Annotated in this window: 12 protein-coding genes and 1 tRNA gene; 8 read left to right on the forward strand and 5 right to left on the reverse strand. The window is 65.4% G+C overall.

Annotated features, from left to right (window positions below; genetic code table 11):
- Positions 1-73: 73 nt before the first annotated feature.
- Both ASF77_RS12830 and ASF77_RS12835 read left to right on the forward strand, forming a co-directional pair.
- On the forward strand, positions 74-2,128 hold the full coding sequence (locus ASF77_RS12830; RefSeq protein WP_056339713.1) for an NAD(+) synthase: 2,055 nt from the start codon (positions 74-76) through the stop codon (positions 2,126-2,128).
- 28 nt (positions 2,129-2,156) lie between these two features.
- Positions 2,157-2,495 carry a P-II family nitrogen regulator gene (locus ASF77_RS12835; protein ID WP_056339716.1) on the forward strand — a complete coding sequence of 113 codons (339 nt, stop codon included), beginning with the start codon at positions 2,157-2,159 and terminating at the stop codon, positions 2,493-2,495.
- A 162-nt stretch (positions 2,496-2,657) separates the two neighbouring features.
- Here the strand turns inward: ASF77_RS12835 and ASF77_RS12840 are convergent, their stop codons facing one another.
- The 4 genes from ASF77_RS12840 to trxB form a co-directional block, all read right to left on the reverse strand.
- The gene (locus ASF77_RS12840) at positions 2,658-3,266 is read right to left on the reverse strand and encodes a trimeric intracellular cation channel family protein (RefSeq protein ID WP_056339719.1); all 609 of its coding nucleotides are present in this window, start codon (positions 3,264-3,266) and stop codon (positions 2,658-2,660) included.
- 104 nt (positions 3,267-3,370) lie between these two features.
- Positions 3,371-5,587: an ATP-binding protein gene (locus ASF77_RS12845; protein WP_229445419.1), complete on the reverse strand. Its 2,217-nt coding sequence runs from the start codon at positions 5,585-5,587 to the stop codon at positions 3,371-3,373.
- A 97-nt stretch (positions 5,588-5,684) separates the two neighbouring features.
- Positions 5,685-6,353: a Smr/MutS family protein gene (locus ASF77_RS12850; protein WP_056339725.1), complete on the reverse strand. Its 669-nt coding sequence runs from the start codon at positions 6,351-6,353 to the stop codon at positions 5,685-5,687.
- A 16-nt stretch (positions 6,354-6,369) separates the two neighbouring features.
- On the reverse strand, positions 6,370-7,335 hold the full coding sequence (gene trxB / locus ASF77_RS12855) for a thioredoxin-disulfide reductase (protein ID WP_056339728.1): 966 nt from the start codon (positions 7,333-7,335) through the stop codon (positions 6,370-6,372).
- A gap of 184 nt (positions 7,336-7,519) precedes the next feature.
- On the opposite strand from trxB, the gene ASF77_RS12860 reads away from it, so the two are divergent.
- The 6 genes from ASF77_RS12860 to ASF77_RS12880 all read left to right on the forward strand — a co-directional run bounded on the left by ASF77_RS12860 (position 7,520) and on the right by ASF77_RS12880 (position 15,055).
- Entirely contained in the window at positions 7,520-10,033 is a 2,514-nt protein-coding gene (locus tag ASF77_RS12860) for a DNA translocase FtsK (protein WP_056339729.1), read from the forward strand.
- Positions 10,034-10,151: 118 nt separating this feature from the next.
- Positions 10,152-10,781, forward strand: a complete 630-nt coding sequence (gene lolA, locus ASF77_RS12865; RefSeq protein ID WP_056339732.1) for an outer membrane lipoprotein chaperone LolA — start codon at positions 10,152-10,154, stop codon at positions 10,779-10,781.
- 138 nt (positions 10,782-10,919) lie between these two features.
- The gene (locus ASF77_RS12870) at positions 10,920-12,224 is read left to right on the forward strand and encodes a replication-associated recombination protein A (RefSeq protein ID WP_056339734.1); all 1,305 of its coding nucleotides are present in this window, start codon (positions 10,920-10,922) and stop codon (positions 12,222-12,224) included.
- A 97-nt stretch (positions 12,225-12,321) separates the two neighbouring features.
- Positions 12,322-13,617, forward strand: coding sequence for a serine--tRNA ligase (gene serS, locus ASF77_RS12875; RefSeq protein ID WP_056339736.1), 1,296 nt, complete (start codon positions 12,322-12,324; stop codon positions 13,615-13,617).
- A gap of 404 nt (positions 13,618-14,021) precedes the next feature.
- Positions 14,022-14,258 (forward strand) — tRNA-Ser (locus tag ASF77_RS24300).
- Between the two features lie 104 nt (positions 14,259-14,362).
- Entirely contained in the window at positions 14,363-15,055 is a 693-nt protein-coding gene (locus ASF77_RS12880) for a YjjG family noncanonical pyrimidine nucleotidase (RefSeq protein ID WP_056339745.1), read from the forward strand.
- Here the strand turns inward: ASF77_RS12880 and ASF77_RS12885 are convergent.
- A complete protein-coding gene (locus ASF77_RS12885; RefSeq protein ID WP_056339747.1) occupies positions 15,052-15,993 on the reverse strand; it encodes a methyltransferase in 942 nt (313 codons plus the stop codon). The two genes, ASF77_RS12880 and ASF77_RS12885, sit on opposite strands and share 4 nt — an antisense overlap.
- Between the last annotated feature and the right edge of the window lie 104 nt (positions 15,994-16,097).

Below are 16,097 nucleotides of genomic sequence, written 5' to 3' on the forward strand. Positions count from 1 at the left end.
CTAAAAGAAGTGGTTCCGGAGACCGGCGCGGCAAGCTGGCGCTCCGCACTTCCCGCCTGCGAAAGACATCAGAATGAACAACCGATTCTTCAATCTGTATTCCCACGGATTCGCGCGCGTGGCGGTGGCCATTCCCCGCTGCCGCATCGCCGACCCGGCGTACAACGTCGAGCAGACCCTCACGCTGGCGCGCCAGGCGGCGGCCGAGGGCGCGGCCCTGGTCGCCTTTCCGGAGCTGGGCCTGTCCGCCTACAGCTGCGACGACCTGTTCCACCAGAAGGCCTTGCTCGACGCTTGCGAGGACGGCCTGCGCGCGATCGTTGAGGCATCGAGCACCCTGCCTCTGGCGATGGTAGTGGGCCTGCCCCTGCGGGTCAATCACCAGCTGTTCAATTGTGCGGCCGTGGTCGCGAACGGGCGCGTGCTCGGCCTGGTGCCCAAGAGCTTCCTGCCTAATTATGGCGAGTTCTACGAATCGCGCCAGTTCTCGGCCGCCGAAAGCGCCGCCGTCGATTGCGTCGAGCTGTTCGGCGAGATCGTGCCCTTCGGCCCGGATCAGGTGTTCGAGGTGGAGAACCTGCCGCTGCTGCGCTTCCACGTCGAGATCTGCGAAGACGTCTGGGTGCCGGTGCCGCCATCCTCCTTTGCGGCCATGGCCGGCGCCACCGTGCTGGTGAATTTGTCGGCTTCGAACGTCCTGGTCGGCAAGAGCACCTACCGCCACCAGCTCGTCAGCCAGCAGTCGGCGCGCTGCATGGCAGCCTATCTGTACACCTCGGCCGGCCGCGGCGAATCGACCACCGACATGGCCTGGGACGGCCAGTCCATCATCTACGAGAAGGGCGAGATGCTGGCCGAGTCGGCGCGCTTCCTCGACGAGTCGCACATCATCTACGCCGACGTCGATCTGGAGCGCCTGTCGCAGGAACGCATGCGCGCCACCACCTTCGCCCAGTCGGCGCGGCGCCATGCGGACGAAGTTGCCCGCTTCCGCGTCCAGCGTGTGAAACTCGCGCTGCCGTTCGAGGCGACGCTGCCTTTGAGCCGCGAGATCGAACGTTTTCCTTACGTGCCGGCCGACCGCGCCCTGCGCGACGAGCGCTGCACCGAGGTCTACAACATCCAGGTGCAGGCCCTGATCCAACGCCTGTCTTCGAGCGGCATCCAGAAGGTGGTGATCGGCGTGTCGGGCGGGCTCGACTCGACCCACGCGCTGCTGGTCTGCGCCGCCGCCATGGATCGCCTCGGCCTGCCGCGCACCAACATCCTGGCCTATACCATGCCCGGCTTTGCCACCAGCGGGCGCACGCTGCAGCAGGCGCATGCGCTGATGGAGGTGGTCGGCTGCACGGCGCGCGAGATCGACATCCGCCCGAGCTGCCTGCAGATGCTAAAAGATCTGAACCATCCGTTCGCGGAAGGGAAGGAGCAGTACGACGTCACCTTCGAGAACGTGCAGGCGGGCGAGCGCACCAATCACCTGTTCCGTCTCGCGAACCACCTGAACGCCATCGTGATCGGCACCGGCGACTTGTCCGAGCTGGCGCTGGGCTGGTGCACCTATGGCGTGGGCGACCACATGTCGCACTACAACGTGAACGCCAGCGTGCCCAAGACCCTGATCGCGCACCTGGTGCGCTGGGTGGCCGAGACCGGCGCGGTGGTCAAGGGCGGCGGCGAGGTGCTGCTCAACGTCCTGAACACCGAGATCAGCCCCGAGCTCGTGCCCGGCAAGGAGGGCGACGACAAGCCCGCGCAGATCACCGAAAACGTGATCGGCCCCTACGAGCTGCAGGACTTCAACCTGTACTACATCCTGCGCTACGGCTTCACGCCCTCGAAGGTCGCCTTCCTCTCGTATTCGGCCTGGCGCGCGAAGAACGAGGGCCGCTGGCCGGACGAGCATGGCGCGCGCAACGAATACGACCTGGCCGCGATCAAGCGGGTCTTGGCGATCTTCCTCTGGCGCTTCTTCAAGACCAGCCAGTTCAAGCGCAGCTGCGTGCCGAACGGCCCGAAGGTCGGCAACGGCGGCTCGCTCTCGCCGCGCGGCGACTGGCGCGCCCCGAGCGATTCGGAAGCGACGGTCTGGCTCGACGACCTGGCCAACATCCCGGACACACAATAACAATCAACCATTCAAGACAGGAGCAGACATGAAACAGATTACCTGCGTGATCAAGCCTTTCAAACTCGACGAAGTGCGCGAGGCGCTGGCCGACGTCAACGTGACCGGCCTGACGGTCACCGAAGTGAAGGGCTTCGGCCGCCAGAAGGGCCATACCGAGCTGTATCGCGGCGCCGAATACGTGGTCGACTTCCTGCCGAAGGTGAAGATCGAAGTCGTGGTCGACGACGCCATCGTGGATCAGGTGGTCGACGCCATCATCAAGGCCGCCCGCACCGGCAAGATCGGCGACGGCAAGATTTTCGTGCAGGACGTGCAGCAGGTGATTCGCATCCGTACCGGCGAGACCGGCGCAGACGCGGTGTAATCACGAACAAAGGGGACGCCGACCGTAGGGTGGACGGGTCTCCCGTCCACGCGGTGATAGGCAGGGGCTCCGATATGGTGCCGGTTGATCTCGCTGCCAACGATCACAGCGTGGACGGCAGAGCCGTCCACCCTACATCGAGCCTTCGGGCCGATCGGACATTTAACGGCCCATCTGAATGTCGAACTTCCATGACGCGAGCCGCATCACACTGATGGACAGGGCGCTCGTCCACAACGCGAAATCGTGCGACGCATTCGTGTACAGCCCCAGCAGCAGGAACATCCAGTTCCCGAGGAAGGCGCACAGCGCGTAGGGCTTGCCATCCCTGAACACCATCGGCACTTCGTTGCAGACGATGTCGCGCAGCACGCCGCCGAAGATCCCCGTGATCACGCCCATCATCGAGGCGATAAACAGCGGCATGTTGGCGTCCAGCGCCGCCGAGGTGCCGGCGATCGAGAACAGGCCCAGGCCGACGGCGTCGGCGATCACGATCAGGCGTTCGGAAACGATGTGGCGCAGGGTGCGGATAAGGGGAGAGGCGATCAGTGCCAGCACGAAGATGGCGATCGCGTATTCCTGGTGGGTGACCCAGAACAGCGGCCGGCGATCCAGCAGGATGTCGCGCAGGGTGCCGCCGCCGAAGGCAGCGATGAAGGCGACCGTGAACACCCCCACCAGATCCATGCGCTTGCGGCGCGCTTCGATGAAGCCGGAAAACGCGCCGACCAGGATCGCCATGATTTCGATGAACTTGATGAGGGTCATGCAGCGGACTATTCAGTTGGCATGTTGCTAGCCTAACATGCCGCAGAGTCCAGTGGCGATTGGTGCGTATTGTAGGGTGGGCTCTCGAGTCCACCCTACGCGAATCAGGTCGGGCCGGCCCGCTCCATCTCCGCCAGCGGCAGGCGTACGCTGAACACCACCTGCCCACCTTCATGCCGATACGCGATCTCGCCCTCGTGCTCGCGCACGATGGTAGCGACGATATACAGTCCCAGCCCCATGCCGCTGCGGTTGAGCGGGTTGTGCAGCGAACTGCGCTTGAACGGGTTGAACAGGTTGGCGGCCAGGTCCTCGGCGATCGGGGCGCCGTTGTTGGCCACTTCCAGCGTGGCCCAGCCCGGCTCGGACTTCAGTGCGACACGGATCGGATGGCCGACCTGGCCGTGGTGGCGCGCGTTGCTCAGCAAGTTCGACAACACCTGCGACATGCGCCCGGCATCGGCGCGCACCATGGTGACGCCGGGATTGACATACTCGTAGCGGATGGTCGGATAGGCCAGACGCATCTCGTCGACCATGTCGTCGACCAGCACGCCCAGGTCGAGCGGTTCGAGCAGCATGCCCAGGCCCAGGCCGCCGTCGATGCGGCTCATGTCGAGCACTTGCCCGATCAGGCGCTGCATGCGGTTGCTCGAGGACTGGATGCGCTTGCCCAGGGTCGGCTGGTTGCCGCCGCCGCTGCCGCGTTCGAGCAGGGTGCCGGCCATGTTGATCGAATTGAGCGGGTCGCGCAGGTCGTGGCCGAGCATGGCCAGCAACTGGGCGCGGGTGGACTCGGTCTGGGCACGGCGCGCGTTCGAGGCGCGCAGCAGTTCCGACAGCATCAGGCGCGCATTGGCCAGCACCGCCGGCTCCCACGGATGCGCCAGGCCCAGCACGGTTTCGTGCCAGGCATCGAAGGAGCCGCGCGGGGTCAGGCGCGCGCCCAGCGGGCCGTAGCCGATCGACTTTTCCGGGCGTCCGGCCCAGGACACGTGCTCGATCTGTTCGGTACGCAGCAGCAGGCACCAGCCGCCGCCGGGCGGATCGAAGGGCAGGCCGAGCAGGCCGACCCATTTGCCGAGCAGAGGCTGGCTCTCCTGCGGCCACTCCTTCACGTCCTGGCGCACCAGCATCTCGGTGGCGTCGGCCGGCAGCGCATGGGCGATGGTTTCGGCGACGTCGCGCTCGATCGGCCCATGCTGCAACACCTTGCCGTTGTGCAGGCAGACCATGGCCTGGGCGCCGGTGGCCTCGAGCAGGGCGTCGGCGTGGCGGGCCAGGGCGTCGAGCGGCTCCTCGTCGACCAGCAGCGATTCGACCAGGTCGGTGCGCACGCGCGCGGCGCGTTCGACCAGTTCGGCATCCAGGCGCGCCTCGATGCTCTGCACCGTCGAGGCCAGCACCTGGGCCAGCACGTCGGCCGCCATGCGGATCGCATAGGGCACGGCCTTCGGCGTCATGTGGTGGCAGGCGAGCAGGCCCCAGAGGCGCCCGTTGATCACGATCGAGACGCTCATCGAGGCCTGCACACCCATGTTCTGCAGGTATTCGACGTGGATCGGCGAGACGCTGCGCAGCACGCCGAAACTCATGTCCAGCGCCGGCGCGCCGCGCGCGCCCAGCAGCGGCACCGGCGCGTAGCCGATGTCGGCGATCATGCGCAGGGTGTTCAATACATACAGGCGGCGCGCCTGGGCCGGGATGTCGCCGGCCGGATAGCGTTGGCCGCGAAAGGCCGGCAGATCCTCGCGCCGCGCTTCGGCGACGACGTCGCCGCTGTCGTCCGGACGGAAACGGTAGGCCATGACGCGGTCGAAACCGGTGAACTCGCGTACCTGGCGCACGGCGGACTCCAGCAGCGCGTCGATGCTGCGCTGGCGCCGCACACGCTCGATCGAGCTGTGCGCCTTGACCGCGAACAGCGCGACCTCGTCGGCCGGCACCATGCGCGTTTCGAATTCGGCGACGATGCGTCCGGCAGTGGCGTGCACGATCGCGTCATAGTCGCGGCCGTCGAGTGCCACCGCCGCCATCGCGGGCGGGCATTCGCCCTCGGTCAGCGCGCCGGCGCACTCGGCGATCAGCTCGAGACTGGCGGCCGGGAGCGGCAGTTCGGCATAGGGGCGGCCCAGCTGCAGGACGGGAAGGAGGGAGGCGGGCGCGTTCGTGCTCCAGCCTTCAAGCCGGCCTTCACCGTCCATGAAGAGCAGGAAGCCGTGCGGCTGGATCGATCCGGGGGTATGAATCGGCTCATCGGCGCAGGATGCCAGGTCGACCTGGCTGGGGGCGGGCATCGGCTCGGCCGGAACTGGATTCAAAGAATGTCCTTATGAAAGTAACCACGGCACGCAGCCACGCCGAATTCTACAACGCACCCTTGCATTTACGGCGCGCTAGTTGGTTGTCAACAACAGATTACCGGTCGAGCGCGGGTTTCAGCAGCACGACCAGGGCGCCATGGCCGCCATCGGCACGGTTGGCCACGCAGAATGCGACGACCTCGTCCAGCTGCACCAGCCAGCTGTGCACGACCGAGCGCAGTACCGGTTCGCCGTTGGGCGAGCCATAGCCGACGCCGTGGATGATGCGCACGCAGCGCACCCCGCGCCGTACCGAACGCCGCACGAAATCGCCGACCTGGCCGCGCGCGATATCGCGCGTCATGCCGTGCAGGTCGAGCTCGTCCTGCACGGGCCAGTGGCGCTTGCGCAGCTTCTTGACGACGTCGGGCCCGACGCCGTCCTTGGCGTAGCTGAGGGTCGGATCGTCGTCGAGCAGGCCGTCGACGTCGAACATGTCGGACAGCGACTGCTGCAGCACCAGGGCGTCATCCTCTTCTTGCGACAGGACGCGGCGCTGCGGCTGCTCGCGCAGCAGCGCTTCCTGCACCGGGCGGTAGACGTAGCGGTTCGACTCGGGCATCTTCTTGACGCCGTCCATGGCGCTACGGAACTCGATCGCCCGCTCGCGCGCGATGCGCTCGCGTTTCTCGCGTTCGGCCGCTTCGATGGCGCGCACGCGTGCGTCTTCCTGGAGCTGGTCGCGCAAGCCCTTCAGATCGGCAAAGTCCTTCATGCCCGCCATCGTGTTTCTGCTTCCTTTATTTCTGGTCGTCTTCCAGGGCTTCCAGGTAGCGCTGGGCGTCGAGCGCGGCCATGCAGCCGGTGCCCGAGCTGGTGATCGCCTGGCGGTAGATGTGATCCTGCACGTCGCCGGCCGCGAACACGCCCGGCACGCTGGTGGCGGTGGCCATGCCCTCGGTGCCGCTGCGGGTCTTGATATAGCCGTTGTGCATCTCGAGCTGGCCTTCGAAGATCATCGTGTTCGGCTTGTGGCCGATCGCCACGAACAGGCCGTGCACGGTCAGTTCCTTGGTCGCCTCGCCCGACGTCGAGCGCAGTTTCAGGCCGGTCACGCCGCTGTTGTCGCCCACGACCTCGTCCAGCGTGTGGTTCAGTTCGAGCACGATCTTGCCTTCCTTGACCTTGTGCATCAGGCGGTCGACCAGGATCGGCTCGGCGCGGAACTTGTCGCGGCGGTGGATCAGCGTGACTTTCGAGGCGATGCCGGCCAGGTACAGGGCTTCTTCGACCGCGGTATTGCCGCCGCCGATGACCGCCACTTCCTGGTTACGGTAGAAGAAGCCGTCGCAGGTGGCGCAGGCCGAGACGCCGCGGCCCATGAAGGCCTGTTCCGATTCCAGGCCGAGGTACTGGGCCGAGGCGCCGGTGGCGATGATCAGGGCGTCGCAGGTGAATTCGTGCGAGTCGCCGACCAGGCGGATCGGCTTTTCGTTCAGGTAGGTCGTGTGGATGTGGTCGAACACGATCTCGGTATTGAAGCGCTCGGCGTGCTGCAGCAGGCGCGCCATCAGTTCCGGGCCCTGCACGCCCAGCGGATCGCCCGGCCAGTTCTCGACATCGGTCGTCGTCATCAGCTGGCCGCCCTGTTCGACGCCGGTGACCAGCATCGGGCTCAAGTTGGCGCGCGCGGCGTAGACGGCGGCGCTGTAGCCGGCGGGACCGGAACCGAGGATCAGGACTTTGGCGTGTTTCTTAGTGGTCATGGGGTGCAAGGTAGTGAGGGTAAGAAATGGGAAACTGGGGGCGAAGGGAACACAAATCAAGCCACCCAGATGCAGCATGGATTATAGACGATGATGCGCACGAGCATGAATGACGGGCCGTCCGGCAATATATGCCTTAGAATGGCTGGATTCCGCCAAAGCGAACAGATCAGCATCCAGCAGCATGAGCAAGAAGAGTCCCGCCCAACCCCCGATTCCACCCCGTCATCCGTCCCCGCGATCGCCGATGCCGCGCCGTCTCGCCCGTCTCCTGCTGGAGGCGCGCTGGATCGCCATGGCCGTCGTGTTCCTGTACTTCGTGCTGATTCTGCTGAGCTACAACAAGGCCGATCCGGGCTGGTCGCACGAAAACGTGGTGCCCGTGATTACCAACCTGGGCGGCAAGGCCGGCGCCTGGCTGGCTGACCTGCTGCTGTATATCTTCGGCTTTTCCGCCTGGTGGTGGGGCGCGCTCTTCCTGCGCGCCGTCTGGCGCGGCTGGCGCCGCCTGACCAACAAGCTGCCGACGCCCGCGGAACCGGAACACCAGGACGAATTCATCGTCCGCTGGATCGGCTTCGCCCTGATGTTCGCCGGCAGCGTCGGCCTCGAGTACCTGCGCATGTGGTCCTGGGATGTGGAACTGCCGCGCGCCCCGGGCGGCGTGCTGGGCCAGCTGCTGGGCCACTCCTCGCAGGTCGCTTTCGGTTTCACCGGCGCGACCCTGCTGCTCCTGCTGCTGTTCGGCCTGGGCTTTTCGCTGTTCTTCCAGGTCTCCTGGCTGGCCGTGGCCGAGCGCATCGGCGAACTGTTCGAGCGCACCATGGACTGGTTCCGCCTGCGCGTGGAAGACCGCGAAGACCGGCGCCAGGGCGAAGCCGCGGCCGTGCAGCGCGACGAAGCCGTCGTGAGCGAACGGGCCAAGCACCTCGACAAGCCGGCGCCGCCGCTGCGGACGCCGGCGCGCGCCGAGCCGCAGTTCGATGACGGCGATGAGCCCGCTTCGATACCTGCCCACGTGCCGGCGCCGGTGCGCGTCGCGCCTTCGCTGGCCGCGCCGGCGCCAGGCACGTCCATCGCCACCGCCGCCCAGACTGTGCCTGCCGAACCTGCCCCGATCCGGGTCGAACCGCAGATGATGTCGGTGCCGAAGGGCGAGCGCGCCGTCAAGGAGCAGCAGACGCCGCTCTTCCGCGACCTGCCGGGCGACTCGCCGCTGCCGCCGCTGTCGCTGCTGGACGAACCGCCGCCGGTGCAGGAAACCGTGGCCGTCGACACCCTCGAATTCACCAGCCGTCTGATCGAGAAGAAGTTGTCCGACTTCGGCGTCGAAGCGAAAGTCGTGGCCGCCTTCCCGGGCCCGGTCGTCACCCGCTACGAAATCGAGCCGGCCACCGGCGTGAAGGGCAGCCAGATCGTCAACCTGGCGCGCGACCTGGCGCGTTCGCTGTCGCTGACCTCGATCCGTGTCGTGGAAACCATCCCCGGCAAGAATTACATGGCGCTGGAACTGCCGAACCCGAAGCGCCAGATCGTGCGTCTGACGGAGATCGTCGGCTCGAAAGTCTATAACGACAGCCCCTCGAACCTGACGGTCGCGCTGGGCAAGGACATCGCCGGCAAGCCGGTGGTGGCCGATCTGGCCAAGATGCCGCACCTGCTGGTGGCGGGTACCACCGGTTCCGGTAAGTCGGTCGGCATCAACGCGACGATCCTGTCGCTGCTCTACAAATCCGATCCGGCGGACGTGCGCCTGATCCTGATCGATCCGAAGATGCTGGAGATGTCGGTCTACGAAGGCATTCCGCACCTACTGGCGCCGGTCGTGACCGACATGCGCCAGGCCGGCCACGCGCTGAACTGGGCGGTGAACGAGATGGAGCGCCGCTACAAGCTGATGTCGAAGCTCGGCGTGCGTAACCTGGCCGGCTACAACGCCAAGATCCTCGATGCCGCCAAGCGCGAGGAGCACATCCCGAATCCGTTCTCGATCATGCCGGACAATCCCGAGCCGCTGGAAAAGCTGCCGACGATCGTCATCATCATCGATGAATTGGCCGACCTGATGATGGTGGTCGGTAAAAAGGTGGAAGAGCTGATCGCCCGCATCGCGCAAAAGGCGCGTGCGGCCGGCATCCACTTGATCCTGGCGACCCAGCGTCCGTCGGTGGACGTGATTACGGGCCTGATCAAGGCGAACATCCCGACCCGCATCGCGTTCCAGGTGAGCTCGAAGATCGACTCGCGCACCATTCTCGACCAGATGGGCGCAGAGGCGCTGCTGGGCATGGGCGACATGCTCTACATGCCGCCGGGTACCGGCCTGCCGGTGCGCGTGCACGGCGCGTTTGTCTCGGACGACGAAGTGCATCGAGTTGTAAAACATCTTCAGTCGCTGGGCGAGCCGAATTACATTGAAGGCATCCTGGAAGGCGGCACGCTGGAAGAGGGTGGCGCCAGCGCCGGCGGCGAAACGGCAGGCGAATGCGGCGGCGAGTCCGACGCCATGTACGACCAGGCCGTGGCCGTGGTGCTGAAGAACCGCCGCGCCTCGATCTCGCTCGTGCAGCGCCACCTGCGCATCGGCTACAACCGCGCCGCGCGCCTGCTCGAACAGATGGAGCAAAGCGGCGTCGTCTCGCCGATGCAAAGCAACGGCAACCGCGACATCCTCGTGCCGGCCACCCAGGCGGAGTAAATGGTTTTCGGTGCGGTTGTTGGCTTCCGCACCGACCGATTCCGCCGCGTAACGTAGGGTGGGCTCCTGAGCCCACGCGTTACGTGCGCATGCACACCGCACACTGAAAAGGATCCCAATGATCGCTAAGAACAAAATCGCCCTGATCGCTACCCTGACCCTGGCCCTGTCCGGCACCGCCCACGCGACCGCCCTCGACCAGTTCAAATCCTTCGTCGCCACCACCAAGTCGGCCAAGGGCGAATTCACCCAGCAACAGCAACGCAAGTCCCAGACCGGCAAGATCTCCCCGGTTTCCAGCGGCAGCTTCGTCTTCGCCCGTCCCGGCAAGTTCATCTGGAACTACACCAAGCCCTACGACCAGCTGCTGCAGGCCGACGGCGACTCGCTCTACATCTACGACAAGGATCTGAACCAGGTCACCGTCAAGAAGCTCGGCAACGCCCTCGGCTCTTCGCCGGCCGCCATCCTGTTCGGCAGCAACGACCTGGAAAAGAACTTCACCCTTTCGGAAGCGGGCACCCGCGACGGCCTCGAATGGCTGAACGCCGTCCCGAAGGCGAAGGACACGACCTTCGAACAGATCAGCATCGGCCTGAAGAACGGCACGCCCGAAGCGATGGAACTGAAGGACACCTTCGGCCAGACCTCGGTGCTGAAGTTCACCAGCTTCCAGCGCAACCCGGCGCTGGGCGCGCAGCAGTTCAAGTTCGAGATGCCGAAGGGCGCCGAGGTCAACAACCAGTAAACATTTGTTTATAAGGTTAAAACAATTGTTTGTGACGGGCCGCGTGTGCATTCGCGGGGCACGGGCGCATCGGCTACACTAGCCGCATGCATAACTTTTTGCTCATCGTCCCGATCCCATGCGTTGCCGGAGGCCGCCATGGATGACCTGTTCAAGAACGAACCGGCCGCCCCGCTGGCCGAAGCCCTGCGCCCGCGCACCATCGACGAAGTCATCGGCCAGAGCCACCTGCTCGGCCCGGGCAAGCCGCTGAACCTGGTCTTCAAATCGGGCAAGCCGCACTCGATGATCCTGTGGGGGCCGCCCGGCGTCGGCAAGACCACGCTGGCGCGCCTGACGGCCTATGCCTTCGACTGCGAGTTCATCGCCTTGTCGGCCGTGCTGTCGGGCGTGAAGGACATCCGCGCCTCGGTCGAACAGGCCGAGCAGTACCTGGCGCGCGGCAAGCACACGATCCTGTTCATCGACGAGATCCACCGCTTTAACAAATCGCAGCAGGACGCCTTGCTGCCCTTCGTCGAGTCGGGACTGGTCACGCTGATCGGCGCCACCACCGAGAACCCCTCGTTCGAGGTCAACTCGGCGCTGCTGTCGCGCTCGCAGGTGTATGTGCTGAAAGCCCTGAGCGACGACGAGATGCGCCAATTGCTGGCGCGCGCGCAGCAGCGCGTGCTGGCGCACCTGAAGTTCGACGAGATCGCGATTTCCACCCTGATCGGCTATGCCGACGGCGACGCGCGCCGCTTCCTGAATCTGCTCGAGCAGACCAAGACTTCGGCCGAGACGAGCGGCATCACGACGATCACCGGCGAGTTCGTCGACAACGCGCTGACCCTGAATTCGCGCCGCTTCGACAAGGGCGGCGACAATTTCTACGACCAGATCTCGGCCCTGCACAAGTCGGTGCGCGGCTCGCATCCGGACGCGGCCCTGTACTGGCTGTGCCGCATGCTCGATGGCGGGGCGGATGCCAAATACCTGTCGCGCCGGATCGTGCGCATGGCCTGGGAAGACATCGGCCTGGCCGACCCGCGCGCGCTGCAGATCGCCAACGACGCCGCGACCACCTACGAGCGTCTCGGCTCCCCGGAAGGCGAGCTGGCCCTCGGCCAGGCCGTCGTCTACCTGGCGGTTGCGGCCAAGAGCAATGCCGGCTACAACGCCTTCAATGCGGCCATGGCCTTTGTCCGCAAGGACAAGTCGCGCGAAGTGCCGGTGCACTTGCGTAACGCGCCGACCAAGCTGATGAAGGAACTCGGCTACGGCCACGAATACCGCTACGCCCACGACGAGCCGAACGCCTATGCGGCCGGCGAAACCTACCTGCCCGAGGGCATGCCGGAACCGCGCTGGTACCAGCCGGTGCCGCGCGGGGTGGAGGCGAAAGTGGCGGAAAAACTGGCCTTCCTGCGCCAACTGGACGAGGATGCGGGAACCTCATAATCCGCGCCTCAAGAAACGCTGCCTCCTTGGTACAATTGCAGATTAGACAAACTGCGCGACAGTCCGCTGTCCCGACCCCTACTACGATAGCCCGACAATGATAGACATCCAACTCCTCCGCAAAGACATCGACACCGTCGCCGCCCGCCTGGCCGCGCGCAAGTTCCAGCTCGACGTGGCTGGCTTCAATGCGATCGAAGCCGAGCGCAAGGCGCTGCAGACCCGCACCGAAGAACTGCAGGGCAAGCGCAACTCGCTGTCGAAGCAGATCGGCATCCTCAAGGGCAAGGGCGAGGACACGGCCGGCGTGATGGCGGAAGTGGCGGGCCTGGGCGATGAGCTGAAAGCCAATGAGGCGGCCCTGGGCGAGGTGCAGCGAAAGATGGCCGACTTCATGGCCGCGATCCCGAACCTGCCGCACGAATCGGTGCCACAGGGCGTCGACGAAACCGGCAACGTCGAAGTGCGCAAGATCGGCACGCCGCCGTCGTTCGACTTCGAGGTCAAGGATCACGTCGACATCGGCGAAAAGCTGGGCCTGGACTTCGATACCGCGACCAAGCTGACCGGCTCGCGCTTCTCGGTCATGAAGGGCGGCATCGCGCGCCTGCACCGCGCGCTGGCCCAGTACATGCTCGACACCCACACCGACAAGCACGGCTATACCGAGTGCTACACGCCCTACATGGTGAATGCCGATTCGCTGCGCGGCACCGGCCAATTGCCGAAGTTCGAGGAAGACCTGTTCTCGGTGAAGAAGGGCGGCGCGGAAGGCGAGGGCGAAACCTTCTACCTGATCCCGACGTCGGAAGTCTCGCTGACCAACATCGTGCGCGACGAGATCGTGCCGCTCGATACGCTGCCGCTGAAGATGACGGCGCACACCCCATGCTTCCGCTCGGAAGCCGGCAGCTACGGCCGCGACACCCGCGGCATGATCCGCCAGCACCAGTTCGACAAGGTCGAGATGGTGCAGGTCGTGCATCCGGAGCAGTCGTACGCGGCGCTGGAAGAGATGGTCGGCCACGCCGAGACCATCCTGCAGTCGCTCGGCCTGCCGTACCGCGTGATGTCGCTCTGCACCGGCGACATGGGCTTCGGCGCTGCCAAGACCTACGACCTGGAAGTCTGGCTGCCGGCCCAGAACACCTACCGCGAGATCTCCTCGCTGTCGAATTGCGAAGCCTTCCAGGCCCGCCGCATGGGCGCCCGCTTCCGCAACGCCCAGGGTAAGCCGGAACTGCTGCACACCCTGAACGGCTCCGGCCTGGCGGTGGGCCGCACGCTGGTGGCGGTGCTGGAGAACTACCAGCAGCTTGACGGCAGCGTGGTGATTCCGGAAGTGCTGCGCGGGTATATGGGCGGGCTGGAGCGCTTGTTGCCAGCGGCCTGAGCGCACACCGCAAATAGCTCTTCCGTTTTGCCCGGAGGCTGGCTATAATGTTGGTCTCTTGCAGCGACCGCAACACCGATTTAGGAGAGGTGGCAGAGTGGTCGAATGTACCTGACTCGAAATCAGGCGTACGTTAAATCGTACCGTGGGTTCGCTCCCAAACGGGAGCCCTTTTTCATTTCGAGACGGTTGTGCACCGTAGGGTGGGCATGCCCACGCGTACGAGCCCTCGTGCGCCGCACAGCACATAAGCACCACGAAATGCGAGCATGGAGATGTTGGCAAATGGTGCGTGACGCATCGGCACGTACGCGTGGGCATGCCCACCCTACATCATTCCCTTGCGCACCATCGGATCGCTCGCTATAATGCGAGCCTCTTGCAGCGACCGCAACACCGATTTAGGAGAGGTGGCAGAGTGGTCGAATGTACCTGACTCGAAATCAGGCGTACGTTAAATCGTACCGTGGGTTCCCGCCAATAAATAAAAAAGGACTCCCTCGGGAGTCCTTTTTTATTTGGTGGCGCAGAAGAGGGAAGCGCCTTCGCGCTTCCCGTGTGTCGCCAAGGCGGAAGATTCGAAGACTCGCGCTTGCAAGCGCGAGGGCGGCCCGCGGCACGTGGGCGAATCCCACCCGCCGTACTCTGCTCCCGCAGGGAGCCATTTCGCCGGCCAGGCGGGCGGCCGATGCGGCGCGCAGAGCCGTGCTAACATGCAGCCGCTCACTCAGCGTTAAACGACCCCGTGAAACACCGCTTATTCCTTTTCGACCTCGACGACACCCTGCTCGACTTCAAGGCCTCAGAACGGCTTTCCTTCGTCCGCACCATGCAGGGGCTCGGCCTGAAAGAAGACATCGACGGTATCTTCCTGCAGTACCAGGCCATCAACCTGGCGCTGTGGCGCCGCTTCGAGGAGGGAATGGTGAGCAAGGACGTATTGAAGGTGGAACGCTTCCGCCAGACCTTTCAGCAGAACGGCCTCGCGCTCGATCCTGAAGCGGCGAGCGCGCTCTACCTCGAGTCCCTGTCGGAGAGCGTGGTGCTGATCGATGGGGCGCGCCGGCTGTGCGAGACCCTGGCCGCGATCGGCGAGATCGGCATCATCACCAATGGCGTCGACAGCATCCAGCACCAGCGCATCGCCGCTTCAGGCCTGGGCCAATACGTCTCGTTTGTCGCCACCTCGGAGGCCTGCGGCCACGCCAAGCCGGACAGCCGCTTCTTCGACTACAGCACGCGCATGGCGCGCCGCTTCGCGAAAGGGGAGACGGTCATCGTCGGCGACCGGCTCGACGCCGACATCCTCGGCGCCAACCGCTTCGGCATCGACAGCTGCTGGTTCAATCCCGGCCGCCTGGTGAACGATTCGCAGGCGAGGCCGAGCTGCGAAGCGGCCAGCCTGTACGAAGTCGCGCCCAGGCTCGCCCAGCTCTAAGAACGTTTGGTCGCGCGCAGCCACACCGCCGCGATCCGGTCGACCTCTTCATAGCCTTCGCAGTCGAGCTGTCCGCCGAAGATGTCGGGATCGAGCTCTTCGTACCGCCACTGACTGCAGGCCGCCTCCAGGCGTGGCCGTATCGCCGCAAGGAATTCGTCGCACCCGTCGACGATCGCGATGCCCGTGTAGAGCAGCAGTGTGCCGCCCGGACGCAAGCGTTCGAGCGCCGCCTCGACGATCTGCAAGGACAAGCCCGCGCCGCGCATGTCGCCGCCGTGACGGTAGCGCAGCTTGTCGGGGTCGAGGATGAAGGGCGGGTTCGACAGCACGAGGTCGAATTCGCCGTCGAGATCCTTCAACAGGTCGCTGTGGCGCGCGCTGACGTTCGCGGTGCCGGCCAGGCGTGCGTTGACGCCGGCGAGCAGCAGGGCGCGCTCGTTGATGTCGGCGGCGATCGTCTCGGCGTCGGGAAAGCGCGCCGCCACCTCGATCGCGCCCGGCCCCCCGCCGGCGCCGATGTCGACGGCGCGGCGCGGCGGCGCCAGCGTGTCCATCTCGCGCTTCAGGGCTGCGACATAGCGATAGGTGTCGGGCCCGAAGAAGACCGCGTCCTCCTCATGAGTCGGGAAGGCCGAATGAAAATACAGGCGCGTGCCGATGGTCGAGGCGCGTACGCGCGCGCACAGCCTGTCTTCGCGTTCGTCGAGCACGCCGGCGCGCCGCATCAGGTCGACGATCTCGGGCGCGATGGCGTCGGCGCGGAACGGCCGGCTCCAGCCGAACACGCCGCGCAGGTCGCGCGCCCAGGCGTTTTCAGGGCGGCCGTTGACGCGGCGGTGGGTGGCCGGGGTGACGGTCGTGAATTGGTAGCCTGCGCGCAGCAGGGCCTGTCCCAGCGCGAGCAGGGCGTCGGTATCGATGTGATTGGCGCTCATAAGGGCAGCATGCGCGCAGCCAGGCTGCTCTTCCGTACGCTGGCGTACAAAGCGGGCGAGCGGACAGGGTTGGCCCTTATGTGAATGCCCGAACATACCGTTCG

This window comes from Massilia sp. Leaf139 (assembly GCF_001424165.1).
Lineage (GTDB): Bacteria > Pseudomonadota > Gammaproteobacteria > Burkholderiales > Burkholderiaceae_D > Telluria.

Coding starts and splice junctions, on each gene's coding strand:
- ASF77_RS12830 (WP_056339713.1), top strand. CDS start 74: ATGAACAACCGATTCTTCAATCTGTATTCCCACGGATTCGCGCGCGTG.
- ASF77_RS12835 (WP_056339716.1), top strand. CDS start 2,157: ATGAAACAGATTACCTGCGTGATCAAGCCTTTCAAACTCGACGAAGTG.
- ASF77_RS12840 (WP_056339719.1), bottom strand. CDS start 3,266: ATGACCCTCATCAAGTTCATCGAAATCATGGCGATCCTGGTCGGCGCG.
- ASF77_RS12850 (WP_056339725.1), bottom strand. CDS start 6,353: ATGGCGGGCATGAAGGACTTTGCCGATCTGAAGGGCTTGCGCGACCAG.
- trxB (WP_056339728.1), bottom strand. CDS start 7,335: ATGACCACTAAGAAACACGCCAAAGTCCTGATCCTCGGTTCCGGTCCC.
- ASF77_RS12860 (WP_056339729.1), top strand. CDS start 7,520: ATGAGCAAGAAGAGTCCCGCCCAACCCCCGATTCCACCCCGTCATCCG.
- lolA (WP_056339732.1), top strand. CDS start 10,152: ATGATCGCTAAGAACAAAATCGCCCTGATCGCTACCCTGACCCTGGCC.
- ASF77_RS12870 (WP_056339734.1), top strand. CDS start 10,920: ATGGATGACCTGTTCAAGAACGAACCGGCCGCCCCGCTGGCCGAAGCC.
- serS (WP_056339736.1), top strand. CDS start 12,322: ATGATAGACATCCAACTCCTCCGCAAAGACATCGACACCGTCGCCGCC.
- ASF77_RS12885 (WP_056339747.1), bottom strand. CDS start 15,993: ATGAGCGCCAATCACATCGATACCGACGCCCTGCTCGCGCTGGGACAG.